Genomic DNA, 21,851 nt, shown 5'->3' on the forward strand with positions numbered 1-21,851 from the left:
CTCTGACAAATAATCCTTTTTAACCACACAAGCATGAAAACCACAATACCAATCTTCTTTGCAATCAATGAAGAATACATTGACCATTGCTGTACCTCTATAGTATCTATTCTTGAGAATAATAGATCTTTGAATATAAGCATACACATTCTGACAGATTGTATTTCGTTAGAAAGCAAAGAGCTCCTTCAGGAAATAGAAAATGTATTTACCTGTGTAACGATCCAATGGGAGATAATAGATTCAGAATCATTCAAGCAACTCAAGAAAAAAGAAGGATACATCACCGAACACGCTCTTTATCGTTATGCCATTGTAGATCTTTTTCCCAATCTGGATAAAGCCCTGTACTTGGATGCAGATTTAGTAATCAATGGCAGCATAGAGCCATTGTGGAAACTGGATTTGGAAGGTTATTATTGCGCAGGAGTGGATGATATCTTTATAAGACGAATCAATTATAGAAAGATACTGGAACTAACGGAAAAGGATGTATACATCAATGCAGGCGTACTGCTGTTGAATCTGAAAGACCTTAGAAAAGATAAAATACAGGAAAAGCTATTGCAACACACATCAATCTATATAAACCGGGATCGATATCAGGATCAAGATGCGATTAACTGTATATGTAAAGGCAAAATAAAGCTGATTCCCAATATCTACAATTTCACTACCAGTGAAACTTTGCATACCCCTGAAATGTTATCCGGCATCATCATCATTCATTATACCGGAAGTATAAAGCCATGGCATCAAGAGTACCCTTGGCAAGTATTAAAAGAGCTATATTGCAAATACAATAGCTCTATGAACAAAATCAAAGATCGACTTTTATCAAGGTGGATGGAACGAACGATTGAGCTTTTTCAATTAAGCCAAAAAACGAACGATACAGAATTAGAAGAGGGGGCAGATAAATTACTGAACAAGATAATAGACCACTGCTCTCTGGCTGTTCCTATCACTTACGAGAATGGGTTATGTGGCATTGGAACGGGAATCGAATATTTACTGCAAAAGAAACTGATCGAAGGCAATAGTGATGAAATACTACATCAAATAGACTCCGCTGTATATTCAGTCATTGAACAAAAGTCTTTGACTGCCCTCGGATTAAGAAAGGGAGTTTCGGGCTTAGCTTACTATTTCTATTTACGTCTATGTGCAAGAGAAAACTTCAGCACTCCCACAGCTTTAAAAATAAAAGAATATTTCTCTAAAAGGGGAAAATCATTTCACATCTTTTAGCTTACACAATTTTGCCACCTTGTTACAAAATTCTACTATTGTTATCTTTAAATTTTCTGGAGCTGATAGATTTAATAAATCCAAAAGACTTATTTCCAGATTTACATACTTCAACACAGCCTGAAATGATTTTGTGCCCCAAGTATAATTATCACATTCATTGCCCCCCAAAGCATATATTAATGACGTTTTCACATTTTAGCATTTTCAATATTACATGTATTTGGATAAAAAAATAGCAGAGAAAGATAAAAAACATCTTTCTCTGCTATAAATTCAAAGAGCCATAAATGGATTCTTTCTATTTAAGATCACGCACACAACGCACATATCCGTTCCTATCATTCACAAGCCTATTTTTATCACCTCCCCACTGCGTGTCTACAGTCGTAACAAACCTGAGATAACCATTAAAATACATCTGATAGCCGGCACTAAATGATCTTCCTCCGTTCATATCCCGTCTGGAAAATCCTGTCCGAGAATGAATAACTTGTCCATCTTTCATATTCAAAGAAGATAAATTTCCACCAAAGTCATAGACTTTAGGTCTCTCACGGTCATCCCAGTCAAACAGACTTCCGGCCATTATCATCAGTTCGGCTTCATTGGGTAAGCGCCATGTTCCCAAATCGCTCTGATCCGGATTCTGAAAATAATAAGTACACGGAGAGTTTCCTTTCTCTATATCGTTCATCAAGGTAGTCCAAGTTTCGTAGTAATATTCACCACTCCTGTTCGGATTATCCAAATCCTTCCGCTTGTCTATTCTATTGGCTATATATTTGGCAACTTCGAATCCTTTCTGATAAATCGTATTAATCTGTGAGGTCTCGTTATGTGCCGGAAGTTCATAAATAGCCCTTGCAGATCTGGTAGTGTTGGAAGGTAAATTGTCAGCCCTGAAAATCAGATACTCATCCTCTGTCCATTTGTTGATCAGTGTCTTACTGAGTTCCTTAGCTATTTCATCAAGATGATAACTATGATCCTCCGAGGTTTCCAAGATTCCCAGATCCCTGATCAGTCTCACATCCGAAAAAGGAGTTCTTTCTCCAGGACTTGCCGTTTTCTGGTAATCAAAATTATATATAGGAGTCATACTATGCGATTCTTCTACAAAGATAATAGTATTAGGGCTGTTCAATGTCAAGTTGGTACTTCCCATAAAAGCTCTTGAGGTGAATAATGCTGTAGCATTATCCGACGGAGCGTGCCCAACAAGCCTGCTCTTTAACGGCAATACCCGCTCTGCCACATACAACATGTTTGTTTCACAAACAGAAGGAATATACCATTGCATTTCATTCGCTTGCATCTGTCCGTCACGGTTGTTGTCCCTGTTTCGCAAGAACGGGGTGAAGCAGGCATATGTAGCATGATAATTCTTCATGGCCAGGTTAGTGTGATCCATACTTAGTGTCAACTTCGCATTATTGACCTTTGTCATAACTTGCCATAAAGTTTTCTCTTTTCCTCTAAGCATAGGATCAGGCATTATATTATCAGTTAATCCTCCGGTACGCCTGCTCATCAAAGACCATGTGTTTGCCCAACCATTGGAATAGTATTTATTATAAAAAGCATCCGGTTCACTAGGAGCTCTTACCGACCAATCCAAATCAGGGGTTTCATTCACATTCTCCACGCCCCAAACGCGCATACCGTCAGGACTGTTGACAAACACCGTTTTTATGGACATTTGCCGAATAGTAACAATGGCTTGATGATAGCGTGACTGTCCGTCAGGAGAAATTTCATGCGACGTGTTCACCAGCAAATCAAACGTACGATCCGGGGAGTTGGCAAAGGTTTTCCACAAATTTTTATCCTTGGGAGCATTCTCCTGCATAGGATTTTGTTCGTAAAAAAATTCATTGGCATAAACAGTTACTTTACAAAGCCCCGAAGCCGCATTGAATACATAATCAGGTTCATTCATCAGCCTGTAAAGGAACTGCTCCAGCGAAAGCAGATTAGCACCCGTATCGGAGAAATATTGCATATCCTCGTTTCCATTGTCGGCCAGAGTGCTTGGATGGATATAGAATTTGAGCCAGTTCGTATCAGCCTTTTTTTCTTTAGAAGGAATATAATTGTTATTCTTCAACTGTTCCAATTCCGCTTTCGTATAAGAGATAATCTTGTCACAGAACGGTGTGCGTATAGCAAAAGAAATCATGGCGTCATCTTTCAGAGTACCATCCGGGTTGAAGATGGCAAGTTCATCTTTCTTAAAACGCATCAGCCCCTGTTCATAATGACAGTCAAAATTGAATGACCGGTGTGCGTCATACACCAGTCCCTCTACTCCAGGAGCAGATTCCTCCTCTTTTGCCTTGTCCGATTTTGCTTCTACAACCAGATCATTCATGCCTTTAATGGTCACATTATAGGTATAATGTACGTTACGTTCTATATCATAATCATTGACCGGATCATTTTCTGCCGTATATCCCAGATAAATGCGGTAAGTCACCCTTCCGAAACGTTCGGTAGAAGTATCACCGGTTGCAAGATTCTGACGTAACTCACCTGTAAATTCAATATAGGGAGCCAGATCCGGGGCATATTCCGTCTCACCGTTTTGCAGATTAGGTTTGTCAGTTGCACCTGCAACGGGAGACTTCAGTTGCTTCTGCCTCAGGTCATACCCCTTCCTTTCCGCACTATAACCGGGGGAAGCCGGGGAAATAGCCTTCTTTGCAACCTTTCGGTTTTCGGGCATATAGAATGAAGTGGTGACATTGTCGGCATCACCCTCGAACTGGAAATATTCCGAGACCCAGTATAATTTTTTGTCCACCCCATCAGCATCCCATGAAGCAGTCTGATCAGCTCCTTTTGCATGTTCCGCAATGAAGGTCGATCCCGGCACATTACCAAGACGATATGTTCCAGGCTCAAATGTGAGTCCGGCAATTGTTTGCAGGTTCAACGTGATTTTGGCTTCCGAGCGTTTTAAGGAGACTTCGATCTGTTTTGTAGCGGTAGAAACCATTACTGTTTGGGTTAGCGACATCAATAAGTTACCATTCGGACGAAACAGGGTATGAACAGTCATGGCCGCTCTTACTTTTTCCAGGTCTGAATATTTTGAAATCCCGTTTAATACTTCAGACTCCACATGAAACAACCCGTCAGCGTCCGATTTATAGTTCCCCAGAAGAAACAGTGTCTTTTTCCCTGTTGTAAGACTGATATTTTTCAATAATCCCATGCTGGTGGGCGCATCTGCATCCACTTCACCTGTGGATGTTGTAAGATCAGTTGCAGCCTGAATAAGATCGGCTCTTGAATATTCACGTGAGTATTCCACGTTACCGGAAGAATTGAAAACCCACAGGTAAAGGTTATAGATTTTTCTCTCTTCACTTTCCAGTAAGACGGAACGTGTCTTGGCCGTATTAGCTGCCGTACCGACACTTATGTCCACCGTCGTGGGAACTCCCTCCGTGACACCGCTCCCTTGAAAAATTTCTTCATCCGTACAGGATGCAAAGAGGGACAGTAACAGCAGAATAAAATAAGTTATTTTCAGCTTGTATCGTTTCATAAATAATAAAAATTATCGTGATAAATTCTCGTATACATCATTGGAATGGAGGAAGATCTACCTTTTTACTATTCCAAGGCTCAACCCGATAAATAATCTCTTTATCTGAAGATTCCGGCAGGACTATGAATACTTTATAATCCCGATTCGGATAAATAGGACCGGAATATACTCCGGGAGAAGTCTCCTCACCAACATCAAGCAGGAAAGTCCTCGTTTTTGTTTGTGATTCATCTCCTCCTGTAAAATAATCCAATGTCAACTGTATTTTCGGGTGATTTTGCTTTTTCTGCCAGGAATTACTTTCCGGAATATAAGGAGCCAGATACTGGGGCACAACAAACTGTTCGTATAATCGAGCTTCCATTGCCACATAATCAATCTCTCCCTCGGCAGTAAGGGGAGCCTCGTATACAGTCAATTGTGCTCCTTCATTTTTTACCCCATAAGAATATGTACCTGTATGTTCCATAGCCTTTCCTGTTCCTGGGGTGGAGGCGGCCAGCTGAGTTTTCTCGGAATCATTTTCCCTGAAAGAGGGAGACATCAATACAGGAAAGTTCAAAAAGGAAATCCCTTGGTAATTATACGTAACCTGACCGTAACGGGGTGCGCTTGCTATATATACTCTGATACGGGCAAAATCACGGAATAGGGGAACTGTTATCTCTTGCGCCAGCTTTCCTGATGCGGGCAGAACAGATGCCACCGTTTTCCCCGAAAGCAAACTCAAATGTAGTCTGTTAGACACGCCGGGCAAATCTGCCCAAGCGACAACAGAAGTTCCTTTCCAGTCAATAATCTTTTCATCTGCAGGAGAAGGAGTTACACCGTCATAAGGATTATTCACAGGTAATCCCAGACTTCCATCCTGCTGTTCCTTAATAATAGCAGGAAAAGCAGCACCTGCAAATTCCTCTTTGGAGATTTCCTCCGTACCAGATCCTAAGAAGTCCCATGGAATCTTATTCTGAAGATTGCCTTCAGGAGTATAATAAGGTAGATCCTTTCCTGTCTGGTTAGGAGCATACAATGCATAAAACTCGGTTTCCCCCTTAGGAATACGTATATTGATCTGATATTGTCCGTCCACCCCGGTTGAATTGAAGGGAAGCAGTTGATTATACACATACCGGTTCAAATCCCTGTTAAAGATCATAAGTGCTATCCTTGGCTGGGCGGGAGCTTGAGGAAACAGCGTACCGGTCTTAAACCACTGAAAAGGATCAGAGGAAAGTTCATCCAGCAGATCGCTGTCACCGGTTTCAACACCTCTGGTTGTAAGATTTAGTCTGACAGTCACAGCATCCTCATCGGAAAACTGTTCCGAAACAGTATCTTCCTTCTGGCAGGATACCGAAATAAAGCAAAGGACCAATGACATCGTTATCATAGAATACCTCACAGCCTTCATCATACGAATATATTTAATATTTTTCAACATAATATTAATCAATCAGTTATAGGAACCACATCAACAGCTTCCCATGGTTTTACACTTATACTCAGTGAGAGGGGATTCTGGCGGAAAAACAGTGGAAGAACCGCTTCTTGCCGTCCCGTTATCCGTATCTGCTCGGGATATTGTGCGATATATTGTGCCACATCTACAGTACAAAGAACCTTGTCACCCTGCATAAGACGGATCGTTAGCGGGTCCTTGTCATCAAAGCGCAGGGTATTGAAGTCAAGCACGAAGCGATCATTCTCCTCGCCTGTGACAAACGGAAGGTCAAAAGAAGTTTCACCAGCCCGCTGTCCGGAAAGATAGAAACGTGCGGAAAGTGATTCCATTGTCAGGCGAAAACCTGCCTCCTTGTTCTGCTCAAACCAAGTCTGCGAATTGTTATCATCATCGGAAAGGACTACCGCATGGATTTTCACATGCTGGGAATAAAGGCGAACTACGTCACGGGACTCGTTCATAACTTTAGATGTAATAGCTGTTTCTCCCAGGTATAACCTGTCAAACGTACCGGATGCCCGTCCGTCCTTTTCCATAAGTTCGGGGCGGGAAACCGACGAACCTTTGTAGCTGTCCTCTTTACCGATAATCGTTTCTGTCAAAGCGTTGCCTACGGCCACCACTTTATAATCCCCTTCCGGAAGCGTGACCTCCAGCGGTGAAAGTAACCGTTCCCTCTCCAAGTGATGCCTTTCTACAAGAACTTCGCCTTTGGCATCAAAAATAAAGACATCAATACCATCCACATATTCCTGTAGATGTTCCTGATTGTCATCAGCCAGATAGGAAAAGACAATCGTGTTGCCAAGACAGCCGCTCAAATCGTCATATACCCGATCACAGGCGGTCACGAGATATAAAGTGAGTAGTAGCCCCAGCCAAGTGGGTATGTATCTTATGTTCATACTTTATACTAATTATTATAATTCAATACAGATAACTTCCCCGAATAGATAACATATACTTCTCCCGGGAATAATAAAAAAGGGAGGGGATAACCTTTCCCCTCCCCGAGAGTACAGGCGGATCCGGTATTGACCTGTCAGAGCCAACACGGGAGAACCGCTCCGGCAAGTGGCTATTACTCTCCTATCTATTATCAGTCAAGGATAGGGAATACGTTCACAGCAGTCCAAGCTTGTACTTGAACACGAACAATAACATTCACATTTTCATCTTCCAAATCTTCCTGACCGCCCGGTTCGGGAGTCACTCCTTCCGGAATGGTCGGATCTGTATCCACCAGGATACCTTGTCCGTTGTTCAATGTGCTAAGATTCAGATTAATCAGGTAACCACCCTTACCGGCCGGAACATCAGTCGTACCGTCTGTCGCACCTTCTGTCTTCGCATAACCGGATATAACTACAAAACGTCTGTCTGCAGATACGCCCGCATCACCAGTTTTGAAAACGAAAGCAAGTTTGGGAGCATTATTAGTCTTTCCGTAACCGGTAATTCCATTTGCGAAAAAGTTAAATGCCGCAGCTTTTTTACCTGCTCCGAAATCAAAGGCAGTTGCTGTAAAGTAGGAAGATACATCGGACAGGTCTGTCTTGCCATCAGGTTTGAATGTTCCATTGGTAAAATTATATCTGTCACCTGCATAAGTCTTGGCCCAGAACCAGTTTGCCTCTTCTTCCACTGTAAGTGCAGGAATAGAAAGCGTTCTGCTGAAACGGTTCATCAGGATACCCTGGTTCGCAGAGGTCACGTCAACAACCTGCAACCATTTGCTCAAAGCGGCTTTCTTGCTAAGGTCAGACTTACCATCCCACACTTCCTTATTGAAGCCATCGGCAGCAGCCTTGAAAGCCGTCCATGCATCATCACTGGTTTTTCCGTTGTTTTCAGCCTTACCCAGCCATGTCTTGCACCACAGTTCTGCCTCGGCCTTTTTTCCGTCTTTCCAAGTAACTTTGATAAATTTAGTTCCAGTCACTTGGAAGCGGTTCATGCTGGCAGCCAAGGTAAGTTCCGCTTTCTTAACAGTACGCTTATCCTGCTGGGGACTGACACCATAAGATTCAGCTCCAACAGTGGTAAGTACTTCGGAACCAGCATAAATCACTTCATTAATTTTTGCCTTCAACAGTTGTTTGCTAATATCAGACACAGGTTTGTTCTCAACCAACGCTCCTTGAGGGTTTGCAATAACAAGAGCTTTTGTTGCACCTTTGTCCACATTAAGGAATTTATAACCTCCTGTCGCTTCACCGGGTCCCACAGCGATAGTTGAAGTCAGCTTGTTAAAATCATCAGACCCCTTCGCAAACTCTTTCGCAAAGACAATACTATCTCCATTTAACAAGTACACATGCAGTTTTTCAACCGTTGCCGGATCACCATTGTTGGCAGTGTCCTGCAAATCGCCCATGACGGCACGTGTCCCGGGACCGGGCAATGCTACTGACATCATCACGTCAACCGGCTGATTAGCACCCTCCGGTACAACCAGATTTTCTTCATTGCTACATGCAGCAAACAACGCCAGCGAAGCCACTGCAAAATACTTCATTACTTTCATGATTTGAATTGTTTTTAAATTTAAAATACTAATACTATATATATCTGAGTTACATCCGTATCCCTTGTTTATTTTCTCGTCCTTCGGCTATTCGGAAAGTTTTTGCATGGAGCCACCGCTCACACCGGCTTTCTTCAGCAATTCTTCCGCCTGTCTCCAGTCACCCTTCATGTTATAGGCTACAGCCATGGGGAAAAGGGCACGGCTGTCATTCTTCACCGCCTCCAATACCCGCAACGCACCGTCCGCATCCTTCCCGTACTTCAACAGAGCGTTGGCATAGTTAAGGATTGCCACGATGTCATCCGGGAACTGTTCGTATGCCTTCTTGTACACCGGTAGAGGATTCTCACCTTGGGAAGCATACAGTCCGGCCAGCTGGTACATCTCGTACTGGCTGAGACACTCGGGTTTCATCTCAAAAATTCCAGGAAGTTCCTCCACCGTATAGGGTCTCACGTCAAAACTGAGACTGAAGGTTGTGCGTCGCAGGGACGGGTAGAACTCTTTCAAGAGCACCTGATAGCTTCTGCCGTCATCCAGAGCGCGGATGGCTGTCTCGCGTTCGGTATCACGCCCGTTATGTTCGATGATAAAAAGGATTTCTTCTTTGTTGGCAAGAGTGGAGCTGCTGACCGCCGCCTTAAGGCCCTCCCAGTCCTCCCCGACACCTTCGGTACGATAAACCGATGCTTTTTTCAAGGCGGGGTATTGACTGGAAATATATTCTGAAAGGGTTTGAGTCCGTCGTTGTGCGAGGGATTTGTTGTAGTCGAAACCTCCTTCAGGAGAGGCATAGCCTTTTATATTCACCTCCTTGAGTTCCGTTCCCTGAATGTTCAGGTTCTCCGAAAGGAACCCCTTCAGTCTGTCAAGCTCCTGAGCGTTGCCGGCAAACTGCTTCTGCAGGTCGTGACGTGCCACGGGAAAAGCCACCTTGCAGTCAAAGGAGTCCTTGTAGCACTTGACCAGCACTTTCTCCGGTTCAATGAAGTTGTAGGCATAATCCTTCGATCCAAAAAGTGGAATGCCAGCTTGAAACACAACACCTTCATTCTCACTCACACCACATTCGGCACAGCCATATAACTTTTCATCCACAACAAGATGACCGTCAGCCATCCATCTTTCAAAAGGAAAACTGCTTTTGAACGTCAGAGGTGTTTCTTTCAACTTCTTGACTGAATATACCTCTCCGTAGCCAAACTGGTCACTTTTCAGATTATGCAGGGTCTTGCGGCGTTTAATGACCTTATACCTCTTTTGACCGGAAATACATATAGGCTTCAACTCCACACTTTTTGTACCATCCACTGAAACAAAGCGAGGAGAAATACACATCATTTGCTGGCTTTTCAACTTTTCGACAAGCCCTATTGAGAATTCTATATCCAGCTTATTCCCATCCATACGTCTCTCTACACGGCTTCCGGAATAATCCCAATACAAGCCACCATCTGACGATAAAGTTTCCTGGGCAAAGGTCAACAGGGGAAACACCCCCAAGCAACCAATAATAAAAATCTGCTTCTTGTAATATTGTAACGATTTCATAATATACTTTTTAGTGTAAAAGAATAAAAACTCGGGTACGCAAATCAACTATTTCAACATATAAATAATGGAAATTGCCGCTCTGGTGGGACCGATATAGTCAGCATCCCCCTTTCCCTCCTTTTTCCCGCAGGTCGTGCACTTGTACTTATCATAACGGGTATGCACATAACCTACTCCAAAAGAGGCCTCGATATTGAAACGGTTGGAAATCACCCACTGGTAACCAGCACTCAACCCGCCTCCCCAGAAATAGCCCTCGTAGCGGTGGTCCTTCATTTTTCCATCCCCTTTTTGGAGGACGAAAGGCACGTCAATGCCACCTATGTTCATCTGCCCGCCATGCGCATGCAATCCGAAGAACCAACCGTTGAAAACGTCACACGTCCAGTAACGGAGCTCGGGCTGTACCAGCCAGTGGCTGAGCTTTTTTGTCTTATACCGGGAGGAGGTGGCATCTTTCGTATAAAAAAAGAAATTCATACCCACCTGGGTGTCAAGCGTCCATTTCCTTCCCATTGAGAACTCAAGGGAGAGGTTCGGAGTCTTCAAGGCGTCATACGCCAGATTGTTCTTAATGGCGACCTTTTGCGAAAAGGCCCCTACCGAACAAAGCAAAAATACCAGAAGAAAAATCTGTTTCATCATACTATTATTCATTTATTTTCATTGTTTATTAAAAGAGGACAGACAAGGATTATTTTTACATAACAAGCATTAACGGGAATGCAACTTCCAGGGAAAAAATCTAAAACTTTTCTTATGCGTATGGAGTGAATAGATGCAAACTCTTGACCGCGCCAAAATACTTCTCCCAAATGGAGAACATGTATAAAAAAGTCCTTCCGCCGATCTGGCAAAAGCAGAATAGGCAAAACCGTCCTGTATGTAAAGGTAAATCGAATCCGTATTGCACTATTCCGTATTAAATATTTCATAACTCATTCACATAACATAAACAAATTTTGTGTGATTTTTAATTCTATATTCCCGCTCCTAAAAAATCAGAAATATTTAAATGATCTATCAAAAACAGCATAATCCTCTTCTTTTTAATCACGCTGCAAAATTAAGATCTATGACGCGTCTTATTATTTCCACTTCAGCTCTATTATTTATCATTTCTATATGTGTAGGCTATTTTATTAGTTTTACTAACCTTTGTGGAAGATTCCCCAAATATATTTTGCTGGAACCCCCAAATACATAAGGAATTGCTGCCGTAATGAAGATTCGCATCTATACCTTTCGAGCGCGGGAAAATAGGAGTGAAACGTGATTGATAAAACCCCATGTATCATATCAAATCTCCCCCTAACAACAAAAGATAGCGATTTCCGACCGACCTATTTTCGATTATCTCCTTCCCGGCAAGATAGGAAAGATTCCGAGGGTTTAAAATGGGGGACTTTGCGAGTCGGGATGCATATGGTTATATGCTGTTGGATATTCTGCGCCTTCTTTGCTGCCCTTTTCTTTAAAGAAAAGGTACCGAACCCGCGCAGGAATACACTTCTGCCCCTGCCGAGTGCATCCTTCACGCATTTCATAAAACCCTCGATTACCAGGGCAACAGTCTTACGGTCAATCCCCTGCTCTTCGGAGATCCGGTTTATAATATCAGCCTTAGTCATATTACAGTTTTAATGTTCGTACTATTTCTGTCGTTTAGGAGCAGGGGAAAATCCCCACCACCAAGGAGCAGTCCGTTCTTCAGACATGTCCCTGCCCGATATCGTTAATACCGTTTGAACAAACAGTTATTGTTTCTTTATCAGGTCACGTATTTCTGAAAGTAGCTTTTCCTCATTGCTCGGGGCAGGTGGAGGCAAGGGAGCCTCTTCCTTCTTACGCCTGAGGTTGGAAAGCAGGCGGATAAACAGGAAAATGGCAAAAGCGATAATTACAAAATCCAGCATGGTCTGGATAAAGTTTCCATAGTTTATCGTGACAGCCGCCCGTTCAACCCCGTTGACCACCCGGGCAGGCTCCAACTCCCATCTCAGTTCCGAGAAATTGGTCCCGCCCACCAGCAGTCCTATCGGGGGCATGATGATATCTGCCACCATTGAAGAGATTATTTTCCCGAAGGCACCACCTATGATTATACCCACGGCCATGTCTACCACGTTTCCGCGCATAGCAAACGCCTTGAAATCTTGTAAAAAACTACTTCTTGACATATTTCTATTTTAGTTGTTAATGTATCAAACAAAGAGGAATGACAGGAAAAGCGCGTTCTCCAGTCATCCCCTTTCTATCATCGCTGTTTGTCACTATGAATACACACGATATGCACGAGGACAAGTGTCAACCCGAGGCCAAGTCTGCCAATTTGCCACCTTCCTTCTTTTCCTTCCGAGCAGTACACACCCAGCGTGATCGCTGGGTTTATATGACAGCCGGACACCCCGATCATCTCAAACACATACCTGTTCATAACATTTCAAATTACATGTGGAATTAAATACAGTCAATACATTCAGTTCATGTGACTGCACTTTCCCAGTTATTTCCCGGCAGCATTCAGCGGTTGCGTGATTCCGTTCTCGCGTTGATCGTACAGATACTTACCCGGTTCCAGTCAGGCTCCTCAAACATATTTCCTACTCCCTGACCTTCGGCCACAATCCGTTCTTCTGCAATTCCATACCTGTTCACCAGCATTTTTTTCACGATCTCCGCTCTTTGTCGGGCGATTCGATCGTTAACTTCCACGCTTCCCTCAGGGGAAGCATATCCTTTGATGACCACGCTTGCTTCCTTGTGGTTCTTTAAATAAGTCGCAATACGTTCGACGTTCGGGAGTTGGGAGTTGTCAACGGTTGTCCTGCCCTGACGGAAAGTTATGACGGATTCCAATGTCTTCCTGCTGTTGTCAATGGTATCTTTCACAATTTTCGGCTCTTGATTCCGGCATTTGTCCAGCGCAGTTTTCAGTTCCGTCACTTTCCGGGCTGCTTCCTCCAACGCTTCGGTATTTTTCCCGACTTGTGAATGAAGTTCGTTGATTTTCTCATTCAGGATATCTACCTCCTGCTGGTCGTAGGGTTTCACCTTTGTAAAGTAATGTTTCCCGTTGCTACACCCCAAATGATACTTCAGTCCAACAGATATTTCCCATACGGCCCGTTTAGAATGGAAACGCACGGCTTCAGCCCCCATAGCGTTCATGTCATAGACCAAAGCCGGTTTAAGGGCCAATGTCCATGCCTTGCTCTCTCCCAGATTGAAATTAAAATTCAGTCCCAGTTTTGTTGACATGCTGTTCTGATCGGAACCCATTCTCCGGTTCATGTAATAATGCAACCATCCAATCCCAGCCACAGCTTCGATTTCAAAGGGTCTGGGAACTCCCGTATAGGTTCCAAGGAGATTGTTTAGGTTCACCAGCCCCAACAGACTGACATTGGAACGGTCGAAAGCGGTCCTGCTTTGTGAAGTGTTAAAACTCCCAACTGCCTCCAGGCCGAAACCGAAAACCGGTGTCAATTGTTTATTCAATTCTATCCCCGTAATTGGGCGCAAGTTTCCAAAGAAAGAGTAATGTGTCAACGGGGTTGTCCCTCCCGCACTGATGCCGATGGACCAATTGTCCAGGAACTTGTTACCTTCTACAGCAGTCTGGGCATTTGTATGACACACAACAATACCTGCCAAAAACAAACTCACAAAAATTTTCTTCATAAGGCTTTATGTTTTAATTGTCTTGCAAATATTGGTGTTTTTGCAAAATCCACCATTTCCATTTCAGCTCTTTTTTTTACCATTATGATTTAAGGAACAATCATATTCCTAAAAAAGTATATTTAGTTAGGAATTTTGTCGAATTACACAACGGTTTGGCATTAATAATAAGGCAATGAATTATATAATAAGTTAAAGAAAGTGACTAATCAATAGTGCAATGAAAATCAAAGAACTGTTGTTAAGAATAACAGTACTATTCTTTTATATAGCAGGATTTACCAGTTGCAATAACGATAATCTAAATTTTCGGTTGCCCAAACTCTACAAGTGTTTTTCGATATGAAAAACAGCTACAATGGCACAGTGGATATTGCGTATTATGGTGGTGAAGCTACAGATTCCATTTACAAGGATATTCTGTTGACGTTAATAATTACGCCATTCACACATTAAATCCGCTCCTGCCAGATTACTGACATTAATCCTATTAAGCTATCATTAGAGAAAGACACCATACCCATGCCACACTTACAGGATAAAATATAATTTTTCATAAGCTATTAATCAATAGATCTGTTTTTAACTCTTTCTCTAAGAGCTGTAAAACCTCTCTTAACTCTGTGATTTTACATTTCTTGCCGATTGTTTCAACATTAGTTTGATGTAGTCACACGGGTATACTTTGACTTTTAGAGTTGACAAAGTTTTCTATTATCACCGAGTTTTAAGATACAAATACACACAAAGGATATTTCTGAAGGACCTGAATCATTCTATACTAATAAAATAGCAGATTTTATTTTAATTGTCGCTAATCGACTTGTTATGTAAGCAGGAATTCCCAAAAGGAATATGAAACAGAATATACAAGAAAAAGTGAAAAGACAATCGAAAAATAAAGAATACTCATTGTTGTAACCTCTTTTTAAGTAAGTCCAAAGCACAAAAGAAATCTTATGATAGTGTGAGATTCAGATTACTCGCCGTCTGAGACGGTATAAAAAATATTAGAGCGAATAGATTCTTTAGTTTTTATAATAAAAACACACATAACTATTCTCATTTTGGCTCTATCATTTACCAATCACTTACTACTATCTACTTAAGGTGTTTTCGACTCACTTTTTATCTGCTCTCTCCATTCTTTTGGAGAACATCCCAGGCATCTCTTACAAAATCTAGAGAAATGCGCTAAAGATGAAAAGTTCAGTTCATAGACAATACTTCCGAGTGGTATGTCTGTAACCGAAAGTTTATACTTGATTTCTCGCACTAACTGTTCCTCCATCCATACAGCCGGTGTTTTCCCGAATTCTGCCAAAAACTGTCTCTTGAAAGCGGACAGGGAAATCCCGCAGGTCGATGCCAGTTCTTTCACTGTTTTACACCTTTTGTAATTATTCAGGACCTTGTTTCTAAAGTCCTGAGAGCGACCTATAATCATGTAGAAGAAACCTGCCAATTCCTTCTTAGAATAGTAAAAACGCATACTCCAGAAAAGCTCCTTAATTTTTATCTCATGAAAATGGATACAGTTCGCCCCATCTTTCAGATAACACTCAAGGAGTTCAAGAAATCTGTATAATCGGTCCTTAATCTCAAGAGGTTCCATACGATATTCGATAACATCCCTCAAATGGAACAGTTCTGAAAAGGAGACCTTCTGACAAGGCCAAATACCGCCCTCGAACAGGGCAACCACAACCTCACATTTTTCCAACGAGTAAGTGCTGAACAGACTCTCACGACAAACAAAGACCATTTTCCCCTCTGAAATCGTAAATTGGAATTCGTTACACGAAAGGCGAAGGCTTCCCTTCAGCACAAACAGTATGCAGTCATTCTGTAACTCTTCCTCGTGTTCCAGCCCCTCATCAAATATATAGTACTGGAACCCCTCTTGCACACATCTCGCATAATTGTAACAAGACTTGTGTTCGTTCAAATAAAAAAGTTTCATAGTTTATTCTCTTCTTATTGGAGCTCAATATTATTTCTCTAATTATCAGACATTTATACAACAAATACCTATTTCATTGTCTAATTAGTATTACAACCCACAATATAAGTACAAAAAATATACATTAAAAAAATCAGTGAGAAGCACCCGTCAATCACTGAACTGATTGACGGACGTCCTCTTAACTAAAAATAAAAAAATTATCTTGTCAGATTCGGATTCTTTTGAGAATCAGTATCGGGATATGGAAGGTACATCAGGCCGTCATTCCACACTTTATTCGGATATTCCACTGCTTCTTTCACCTTAACGCCATTACCGACTTCTACGTACTCGTTGGCCACTCTTTCCTCAAAAGTGTCCTTCAGCTTATTCATACGGAACTGATCTGCACGACGTGTGACGAGAGCCACCCAGTAACCTGCCACCTCCCAGCCATGTTCCTTATAAGCTGCTTCGGCAAGTTCATAAGCAGAAAGTCCATTCAGTGCTCCCAGTCCGGCACGCCCACGGACATCATTCAGACACTTAAATGCCAACTCATCTGTCTGACCCGTCCTGGCCTTGGCTTCCGCATACCACAACAAAACCTCCGAATAACGAATGATTCTATGCCGATGATCATTGCACATGTTCTGACTGGCCGGCTTTGTATAGTCATACGGGGCATCAGTATTCACCTTTAACGCAGGATCCCAGTTTACGGAGAATATACTGAACATTGGGTGGTGTTCCGGAACGACGGGGGTACCATCCTCCTTTAACTCCCACCAGTCAACCAAGGTTCCGTCTTTCAGACGAATCTTGGGATCATAGGTCGCATCTTTTCTCGGACCGTCAGGAAACTCCTTCCAGAAACGAATTTCCCCCCAAGCGTCTCCCCAGCCACCCAGCGATTCAAACTGGTTACAGGAGGTGAGTTCCGAATCCTGAGTCCAATCCACGAATGGAGAATAGTTTATACCGAGTACTGTTTCCAAGTTATAATTATTGCTCATGGCATACACATCTTTGTAATCCTTATCGAGCTTGTACTCATATTCACCTTTGTTCACCCCGTCAATGACCTCCTTTGCCTTTTCAGCAGCCTTTGCATAGTATTCCGTTTTATTCATGGGCCAACCGGCCATAGCCATATATACTGCTGCCAAAGTTGACTTTACAGCTTGTCGGGTTACATACACGTTTACACCATTCATAAAGCGAGGAGCTGCACTATACACTGTAGGCAATATGGCCTCGGCTTCGGTCAGGTCCTGTATAATTTGTCCATATACTTCTTCCACTGGTGTTAGGGGCTTGGTATAATCGTCATTAACATTGTCCAGATTCATCGGCAATGCTCCCCAAAGACGTACAAGAGTAAAATAAGCATATGCCCTCCAATACTTCGCTTGTCCCAAAGCAATATTTATTTCATCCTGCGTGGTAGGTGTTTTCGATGCCCCTTGTATAATTAAATTAGCAGCCTTTACAATAGCGTAGTGCATGTTCCATGCATCTTTCACTCCCTTATTATTATTTACTGCTGCAAATTTATCCATTTCAGCGGCCGGCTGCTTGTTACTCCCCGGGTTAGTTGTTATATCATCCCCCTGCCACTGAGGTAATTGCATATTTGCATATATCTGAGAAGCATTAACCTTCTGATAAAGGGCATATACACTCATGTTCAACTCATCCTGTGTTGAAAAAAAATTTTTAGGAGTCAGTGTACCTCTGGGTTTCTCTGTTAAAAAATCACTACATGATAATAATAACAATGATAAGGTAAGCATGCTGCCTACAATTATTCTAATATTCATAAAGTATCTCATTTTTAGATTTAAAAATTCATCCGGAGACCGAAAGTGAATGTTCTCGGGGACGGATAGGCACCCATATCAATACCTGCATCCACATCAACACTATTGTTTGAGAATGTGGTACCGGCAGGATCCATTCCTTTATACCCAGTTATCGTAAATAGATTTTGACAACTAAAAGTAAGCCGCAAATCAGCAAAGCCCGTTGCCTTCTTGGGGAAGGTATATGAAAGGCTTATATTTTCCAGACGTAGAAAATCTGCGTTCTCCAACCATTTGGTTGAGACAGGCTGCAAATTATTGCCACCTGCGGTCAGACTCGGATAAATTGCTGACAAACCTACCTTGTCAAACCCCTTCAAATAAGCATCTGCCAAGGTCACGAAGCGGGAGTTTCCTTCAGCAGACGCCATTGTGTATCTTACAAGATTCAAACGTTTGGCTCCGAAAGAACTGTTAAAAAACAAGTTCAGATCCCAATTTTTGTAAGACAAAGAATTATTCCATCCCAAAGTAAAATCAGGAGTAGCCTTACCGATAGCTTTGCGGTCTCCACCATCTATCGTCTTATTGTCATCTACATCCTTGTAAGTATCATGTCCTTTTTCATCCAAACCGGTCCATTCATAACCCCAGAAAGTGCCAATAGCCTCACCCGGCTTGATGATAGTAGCATAATCGACCATACCGGAAGCCGGACTGGATCCGTTAATAAAATCATTCTCACCGCCGGAAAGACGTTCTACACGGTTCTTCAAATAAGTGCCATTCAAGGTGGAGGACCATTGGAATTGATCATTCTGTATGATTCGGGCGGTCACGCTCAAATCAATACCACGATTACTGATCTCACCGTCATTCACCCAGAAAGAGTTACCGCCGACATATCCGGGGATACTTCTTTTGAGTAACGCATCAGTAGTGCGCTTGTAGAAATAGTCCACACTGAAATTCAATCTTCTGTCAAACAAAGAAAACTCCACCCCTAGGTCGAACTGTTTGGTCTTCTCCCACGTAAGGTCCGGAGTCGCTATGTCATTTGCCCAATAACCGGTAAAATTACTGGTTGTCCCGAAATTGTATGCAGTAGCACTCATAAGCCCCATAGTCGCATAAGGACTGATGGCTTGACTACCCACAATACCATAGCTTGCGCGAAGTTTAATATCCTGAACCGTAGAAACGTTCTTCATAAAATCCTCATTGCTCAACGTCCAAGCTGCGGCAATAGAAGGGAAGCACCCCCATTTCTTCTTGGCGAAGCGAGAGGAGCCGTCGGCACGGAATGTACCAGTCAACATATACCGATCTCTGTAATTATATATGACGCGGACGACTCCAGACATCAGCGCCCATTGGTTGTAACCGTTGTTTGCATCACGAGAGGAAGCCATACTCACATTCCACCAGCCCACACCTTCGGTCAGCAGGTTATTACCCGTTATACCAATAGTCCTGGTTTCGGACGAGGTCACTTCATATACGGCCGTAGCTGTTAAATGGTGGTCGTTCCAGGAACCTGTATATGTCAGATTGTTAGAGCTTTGCAACATCAGGCGGTAAATATCATTATTACCCATTCCACTCTTGGTACCTACCCTTTTAGAACTGAAACTATAGTTTTTCTCGTCATAATAGTCCACTCCATTGGTTGTTGTGAATGTTAACCCTTTCATTACATCGAAACGTAAATCCACACGTCCGTTGAAAACGTTGGTCATTGTTTCTCCCGATTGTAACTTTAGGATACCAACCGGGTTGGAAGCTATGGAATTATAAGTATCGGTATTATAGTTCCCATTTTCGGCCATCATTGCCATTGTCGGCGAATAATTCAAAGCAATCCATATCGGATTGTCCTTGCTTGATGCAAAAGAACCACCATGACGAATACCATGGGAAGCATTGACATCGGCCGTAATATGCAACCTGTCTGCAAGTTGTGAGGAGATGTTTACCTTAGCCTGATAACGTTCGTTCTTCGACTCAATGACCACACCTTCCTGACTCATATAATTGGCAGAAATATAATATTGGGTCTTCTCACTACCATTGGATACAGCCAATTTATAATTTTGGGTAATCCCGGTCCGAAATACCTCATCCTGCCAGTCGATACCGGCTGAACCATTCTTATAGGATTGCATTTCCTCATCCGAAAAATCGATACCCTTGACCTCCTTCAATGCCAGAGCATAATCGTAAGATCCCAAAATGTCATATTTCTTATAAACATTGGAAATGCCCACTGATGCATCAAACATAATTTCTCGCACACCAGCCTTACCACTTTTAGTGGTGATCAGAACAACCCCGTTCGAACCTCTGGAACCATATATGGCCGTAGATGAAGCATCCTTAAGAACCTGCATGGAACGGATATCCTCAGGATTGATACCATCCAAACCACTTTCCCGGACAATTCCATCGACCACATACAAAGGATCATTGCTTTTACTGATAGAGTTCGCACCGCGGACACGAATCTTCACACTTCCGCCAGGGACACCACTGTTCTCTACATGAACACCACTGACACGCCCCTGAAGAGCATCTGCAACCTGAGTTATCGGCTGATCTTTAAAATTCTTATTATCCAGTACGGCAACGGAACCTGCCATATCCGCTTTTCTTACCACACCATAGCCAATTACAACCACTTCATCCAATATTTCAGTATCTTCCTTCAGAACAACATTCAAAGATCCCCCTGTCCAAGAAATCTCCTTAGCCTGATAACCTACATAAGAAATAACAATGGTATCCCCCTTTTTTACATTCTTCAAGGAAAAATCACCATCGAGCCCCGTAATAACACCGTTAGTTGTTCCTTTAGCCAACACGGATGCTCCGATAATACTTTCACCATTGGAATCCTTGACAACCCCATGGCAGATATCATTCTGTTGTACAATTTGTCCCCCCGAAGAAGAGGGATCAGGGAACGCATAAACCTGCATCCCACACAAAAGCGAAAGCGACAGAATTGCCCCCGCTGTTTTTTGAAGTGCATTCATAAGTTAATTAATTAAAAAAACGCTCTTAGGCATTACAAAATTTCAATACATAAATTACATTCTCCTATATTATATCTCCTTGGTTGACACATTAAAACTCTCAATAAGGAAATTTACATCCGTTGCATACTCCTTCTCCATACGGTTAACTTCTTTGTCATTAATCGAAGCCATTACTTTTATATGAAGTCGTTTACCCGCCTCCGAGATACTGTGAGGGAAGCATCACAAGTTATGAAAAAGACCTTTCCATTTATACAGCAAAATATGGCTGTCGCCTTTATTTAAGCAGAGTAAGAATCACCGATATCATCGTACAACATGACGGAGGTACTCTTGTCAGCACACCGATACTTACACCGAATGAATCAGTGTCACTGGCTACTGTTTGACTGTTCTGGTTATGAGCTATCGGACAACTATTGGCAGCGGTCAGTTTATGAACTTTATTATTTTCGTGCATTATAATTCTAATATTTATTATTTCTACAAATATCCAACAATCACACAAGATAAAGCTTATCAATTCAGACCTCATGCTTATCAATACGCACATCTATGAAAAGTAATTACAAACAACTTCCTTATTTAATCAATACCACAAATGAGTAACTTTTGCACATTGTAAGTAGCCCATTTCTTGATACAGACCACAGATATATCTTTTCGTATGTTTCAGAAATCCCGTGTTATCCCTCCTTATTTCCATACCAGGTATCTTCCGCAGCTACCACGGATAACCGCTCAACTCCCACTCGGCACAGACATAAGATACGGAACGAAGAATGCCCCTCCTCCCTTCCTCTCCAGCGATCCTTATATATTCCACCAGATTCTTATCTCCGGAAAATCCTATTTTCCAGGTTCAATCTCGTGGAGATTCCAAAAGATATAAGCCACCACGATATTAAACCCCATTCCTTTCATCATCTGCAAACGGTGGCGCCAATATTGGTGTGGAATATGGGTGTAATGACACATGTTATTTCCACTGACCAGCTTTAATATCGCCTTGCGACAAGTGAT

Annotated in this window: 13 protein-coding genes and 2 pseudogenes; 1 reads left to right on the forward strand and 14 read right to left on the reverse strand. The window is 42.4% G+C overall.

Going from position 1 to position 21,851, the window contains the following annotated elements; genetic code table 11:
* Positions 1–33: 33 nt before the first annotated feature.
* Positions 34–1,215, forward strand: a pseudogene (locus QK890_RS17035) (glycosyltransferase family 8 protein); the annotation flags it as partial.
* A gap of 337 nt (positions 1,216–1,552) precedes the next feature.
* On the opposite strand, the gene QK890_RS17040 reads toward QK890_RS17035, so the two are convergent.
* The 14 genes and pseudogenes from QK890_RS17040 to QK890_RS17105 form a co-directional block, all read right to left on the reverse strand.
* Entirely contained in the window at positions 1,553–4,807 is a 3,255-nt protein-coding gene (locus tag QK890_RS17040; RefSeq protein ID WP_367627476.1) for a fimbrial protein, read from the reverse strand.
* Positions 4,808–4,844: 37 nt separating this feature from the next.
* Positions 4,845–6,251 (reverse strand): DUF5042 domain-containing protein, encoded by a 1,407-nt coding sequence (locus QK890_RS17045; protein ID WP_005781886.1) that lies wholly within the window; start codon positions 6,249–6,251, stop codon positions 4,845–4,847.
* Between the two features lie 8 nt (positions 6,252–6,259).
* Positions 6,260–7,177: a FimB/Mfa2 family fimbrial subunit gene (locus tag QK890_RS17050; RefSeq protein ID WP_005781884.1), complete on the reverse strand. Its 918-nt coding sequence runs from the start codon at positions 7,175–7,177 to the stop codon at positions 6,260–6,262.
* A gap of 194 nt (positions 7,178–7,371) precedes the next feature.
* Positions 7,372–8,799 carry a hypothetical protein gene (locus QK890_RS17055; RefSeq protein WP_022011234.1) on the reverse strand — a complete coding sequence of 476 codons (1,428 nt, stop codon included), beginning with the start codon at positions 8,797–8,799 and terminating at the stop codon, positions 7,372–7,374.
* Between the two features lie 87 nt (positions 8,800–8,886).
* Positions 8,887–10,353: a DUF3868 domain-containing protein gene (locus QK890_RS17060; RefSeq protein WP_022011233.1), complete on the reverse strand. Its 1,467-nt coding sequence runs from the start codon at positions 10,351–10,353 to the stop codon at positions 8,887–8,889.
* A 48-nt stretch (positions 10,354–10,401) separates the two neighbouring features.
* Entirely contained in the window at positions 10,402–10,998 is a 597-nt protein-coding gene (locus QK890_RS17065; protein ID WP_032530970.1) for a DUF3575 domain-containing protein, read from the reverse strand.
* A gap of 701 nt (positions 10,999–11,699) precedes the next feature.
* Positions 11,700–11,987: an HU family DNA-binding protein gene (locus tag QK890_RS17070; RefSeq protein WP_005781872.1), complete on the reverse strand. Its 288-nt coding sequence runs from the start codon at positions 11,985–11,987 to the stop codon at positions 11,700–11,702.
* A 126-nt stretch (positions 11,988–12,113) separates the two neighbouring features.
* Positions 12,114–12,536 carry a large-conductance mechanosensitive channel protein MscL gene (mscL, locus tag QK890_RS17075; protein WP_005781870.1) on the reverse strand — a complete coding sequence of 141 codons (423 nt, stop codon included), beginning with the start codon at positions 12,534–12,536 and terminating at the stop codon, positions 12,114–12,116.
* Between the two features lie 343 nt (positions 12,537–12,879).
* Positions 12,880–14,040: an OmpA family protein gene (locus tag QK890_RS17080; protein WP_005781867.1), complete on the reverse strand. Its 1,161-nt coding sequence runs from the start codon at positions 14,038–14,040 to the stop codon at positions 12,880–12,882.
* A gap of 1,105 nt (positions 14,041–15,145) precedes the next feature.
* The gene (locus tag QK890_RS17085) at positions 15,146–16,003 is read right to left on the reverse strand and encodes an AraC family transcriptional regulator (RefSeq protein ID WP_032530930.1); all 858 of its coding nucleotides are present in this window, start codon (positions 16,001–16,003) and stop codon (positions 15,146–15,148) included.
* A gap of 200 nt (positions 16,004–16,203) precedes the next feature.
* Positions 16,204–17,808 (reverse strand): RagB/SusD family nutrient uptake outer membrane protein, encoded by a 1,605-nt coding sequence (locus QK890_RS17090; RefSeq protein WP_032539141.1) that lies wholly within the window; start codon positions 17,806–17,808, stop codon positions 16,204–16,206.
* 20 nt (positions 17,809–17,828) lie between these two features.
* A complete protein-coding gene (locus tag QK890_RS17095; protein WP_032539140.1) occupies positions 17,829–20,825 on the reverse strand; it encodes a TonB-dependent receptor in 2,997 nt (998 codons plus the stop codon).
* Positions 20,826–21,105: 280 nt separating this feature from the next.
* Positions 21,106–21,288 carry a hypothetical protein gene (locus QK890_RS17100; RefSeq protein WP_005781856.1) on the reverse strand — a complete coding sequence of 61 codons (183 nt, stop codon included), beginning with the start codon at positions 21,286–21,288 and terminating at the stop codon, positions 21,106–21,108.
* Between the two features lie 150 nt (positions 21,289–21,438).
* Positions 21,439–21,824 (reverse strand): annotated as a pseudogene (locus QK890_RS17105) (beta-galactosidase); the annotation flags it as partial.
* Positions 21,825–21,851 lie beyond the last annotated feature (27 nt).

It is taken from the genome of Bacteroides sp. NGMCC 1.200775 (assembly GCF_040798045.1).
Classification (GTDB): domain Bacteria; phylum Bacteroidota; class Bacteroidia; order Bacteroidales; family Bacteroidaceae; genus Bacteroides; species Bacteroides hominis.